General features: G+C 30.4%; 2 protein-coding genes and 1 rRNA gene. 1 reads left to right on the forward strand and 2 read right to left on the reverse strand.

Annotated elements, in window-relative coordinates:
* Positions 1-307: 307 nt before the first annotated feature.
* A complete protein-coding gene (locus QE109_RS17465) occupies positions 308-1303 on the reverse strand; it encodes a D-cysteine desulfhydrase family protein (RefSeq protein ID WP_281095835.1) in 996 nt (331 codons plus the stop codon).
* Positions 1304-1529: 226 nt separating this feature from the next.
* Between QE109_RS17465 and QE109_RS17470 the strand changes: the two genes are divergently transcribed.
* On the forward strand, positions 1530-3077 hold the full coding sequence (locus QE109_RS17470) for a methyl-accepting chemotaxis protein (RefSeq protein ID WP_281095836.1): 1548 nt from the start codon (positions 1530-1532) through the stop codon (positions 3075-3077).
* A gap of 445 nt (positions 3078-3522) precedes the next feature.
* Here the strand turns inward: QE109_RS17470 and rrf are convergent.
* Positions 3523-3631, reverse strand: a 5S ribosomal RNA gene (rrf, locus tag QE109_RS17475); the annotation flags it as partial.

Genomic DNA, 3631 nt, shown 5'->3' on the forward strand with positions numbered 1-3631 from the left:
CTTTAAATCGACATCTTCAAAAGAATTACGTTTTTGGTTTTTTTCATTTGCGCTATTCAATTTTCAAGGTCCTGTTTGTTTTTCTATCAGCCATTATCAAGCCTTGCGAGACTCGTTAACGCCGACAACTTTTACAGTATACCAGTGATAATAAACCTTGTCAACGCTTATTCTGAAATTATTTTCGATTTTATTTTACATACTACATATAGTATGTGTTTTTTCTTATTAACACAACTAATGTACATATAAGGCCAACTAAGTATTCAGTATACACACGATCAATTGTTCTATTTAGTAACTTTTACTAAAACAAATTTGAAAAAGATTCAATTCCAAAATGACCACCTGTATGAATAAATAGTATATTATTATCATTTTCGTACTTACCTAAATTAATATCCGTTAATAATCCGTGAAAACATTTTCCGGTGTATACGGGATCAAGTATTATACCTTCCAACTTTGCTAACATTTTTATCGTTTCAATTTCTTCTTTATACGGTATTGCATACCCATCACCCTGATAATTTTCTTCAATTGAAGTAATCATATTTGAATTAAAACTAATGCTTACTTTATCATTGCTAATCAAATCAATAGTGTCCCTCATAATTTTAAGACAGATTTTCTCAAAATACTCTTTTGAACCGCCTATACTATATCCCACTATTTTATGGAGGTTACCATTAAATATGTTGCCCAAATTTAAACCAGAGAAAGTTCCACCTGAACCAACTGTAGTAATCATGCTAGAAAATTTGATACCTAGTTCTTTCTCCTGAGTTAATATTTCGTTATATGCATTCCAATAGCCAAAATTTCCCACACCATTTGATGCTCCCACTGGGATAATATATGCATTTATACCTTTACCCATATACTCTTCCTTTAAATGGACAAGTATTTTATTTATATCTAGAAATTCTGTATCACTTAAATAGTCAATTTTACAGTCTAATATTTTATCCAGCAATAAATTACCTTTATACAATTCCGGTTTAACTCCCCTTAGAACTAAATGTGGTGTCAATCCCAACATTCTACATGCCGTAGCTGTTGCTCTAGCATGGTTTGATTGAACAGCTCCACAGGTAATAACTACATCAGCATTATTTTGTATTGCTTCATATAAAGAATACTCTAATTTTCTCACTTTATTTCCAGATAACTCTAGACCCGTAAGATCGTCTCTTTTAATGTAAATATTTTTTTTTACCTTATTCGATATGTTTTCTAATTTACTAATCGGTGTTGGTGTATGTGCTAATTTTATTCTTTTATTTATCCACTCATTATTCATCATAACCTCCTACTATTTTTTCATTATATCTTAAGCTATAATATAATTTAATAGTATATGCATAAATTGCATTTCAAATGCCTATATATATATTATAAATCTTATGATTATCAAAAAGAGAGGATTCTTTATGAAAAAAAACAAACAGTTTGCTTACAAGATTACATTTTTACTTTTTAGCTTTTCAATTATTATTATTTTAGTTTTTTCTTTTTTTTCATACATAATGCTAAAAAATGGTGTTATGGCACAAATGAAGAATGATGGACAAACGCTAATAAGAACCATAAAAAGAGAGATTGAAAATTATGACGTCAGTAATCTTCAGGAAATTCAAAATATTTTCTTTGATGTTAAAGAAAAAGGTGAAGGAAGTATTGAGTACATTTCTTTATCAAATCCCGGCGGAGAACTAATAGTTTCCGACAAATCAGTTATTACTGACGCATCTACTTCTGCAAGCGATAGTGATGTACAGACAGAGACCATCGAAACATCAGATAAACCGGTTCTCATACAAGTAAACAATGATGTTTTTAATATTTCTGAAACATTAACAGACGGCACATATACATTAAATATCGGATTATCTTTGATACAATTGCAAAACCAAATTAAAAATGCTCTTTTAACAATTGCAATTGTGGGAACGATCATTACAATTATTGTTTTGTGTCTTGGTTTCATCATTACTTCAGGAATGCTAAAAATTCTCGGCAAGACAATTAGACAAGTCGATTTATTTTCTGAAGGTGATATGACCTTGACCTTTGATACCAAAAGAAGTGATGAGTTTGGTTTGCTTAATAAAGCATTAGCAGATGTTTCAAAAAAATTCAACTTAACATTATCCGAAACAATTCAAGTTGTTAATCAACTTGAAAAACAATCCGCGTCTATTAACAATTCAAAAGATCGATTAAGCAGTTCAACTATTAGTGTAAGTTCAAACTCTGATTCTATTCACGAAGTTATCGAAGAACAAATGAAATCACTAACAAACATGCTTCAATCTGCACAAAGTCTAACTGAATTACTTGCTAAAATGGCGACAAGTTCCAAATTAATTGAAGAAAATAATAATTTAATTGTCCTCTCAACTAAAGAAGGAAATGAAAAAATTAGTCGACTAAATGACTCTATGTCGGATGTAACAAAAGCCATGACTGAAGGTTCAAATCAAATCAATAATTTAAATTATAACTTTACCAAAATTAATGAGATAACTGTCGTTATAAACTCTGTAGCACAGCAAACAAATCTATTAGCATTAAATGCTGCAATTGAAGCTGCTAGAGCTGGCGAATCTGGTAGAGGATTTGCTGTTGTTGCAGATGAAATAAAAAAATTAGCTGAACAAGTTATCTCTGCTTCAGATGATATAAGTAAAATCATTACTGATACTACCAGTGTTGTAAACGCTGTAACTACTCAAAATTCTATTATCGCAACTAAATTAGATACACAAGGTACTTTAATTATTGATACTGATAAAGCATTCCGTTCTATTGCACAGGATACTAATTCATCTTTAGATAATATCAGAACTTTCCTTAATGAAATTAGCGTTGTTGTTGAAAATAACGATGAAATGCTTGAAAAGATAAACCTACTGCGACAAATTTCTGAAGAAATTATGCAGTTAGAGTTAAAAATTGTCAGTTCAGCAAATTCACAATCGCATGACTTTGATTTTTTAGATAAAACAATACAAGAAATTATTGTTTTAAATAATCGCTTAATTGATTCAACCTCTTATTTTAAAATCGAATAATTTGCACTAGATTATGTTCAGATCATTATAGCATTATTTAGTTAATAGAACCTTTGATGATGAGCAGAACTCTGAAGTTAGTTTATAGTTAATTAAAAACTCTATATAAAAAAGCTGAGGTAGGTTTCAACCTACCTCAGCTTTTCTTGCATTATTGAAGAAAGAGTATAATTCTACAATCCTTGTTCACTAAATCCATGTTCACTAAATTCATGTTATCTTCATAAATAAGAAATTCAGTATAAGTCATATAAAAATATTCTAATGCTATAAGTCAATCGTATATTTGATATCCCTATTGATCGCAAATAGAGTGATTCATTTGATTGCATTTAAAGTTATCCTGTTATTAGACAATATATTTTTATAAGGTCTACCTCCTAACTACTGACGTAATAACTAGACTAGAACAAAAAAAAATCCAGTCATTAGACTGAATTCTTTTAATTGGCAACGTTCTACTCTCCCAGGCAGCTGCCCGCCAAGTACCATCGACGCTGGAGGACTTTACTTCTGTGTTCGGTATGGGAACAGGTGTGGCCCCTCCGCCATCA

It is taken from the genome of Fusibacter bizertensis (assembly GCF_029914245.1).
Classification (GTDB): Bacteria; Bacillota; Clostridia; order Peptostreptococcales; family Acidaminobacteraceae; genus Fusibacter_C; species Fusibacter_C bizertensis.

Bases quoted from the DNA above. Each gene is read 5' to 3' on its own strand.
- QE109_RS17465 (WP_281095835.1), bottom strand. From the start codon at position 1,303: ATGAATAATGAGTGGATAAATAAAAGAATAAAATTAGCACATACACCA.
- QE109_RS17470 (WP_281095836.1), top strand. From the start codon at position 1,530: ATGCTAAAAAATGGTGTTATGGCACAAATGAAGAATGATGGACAAACG.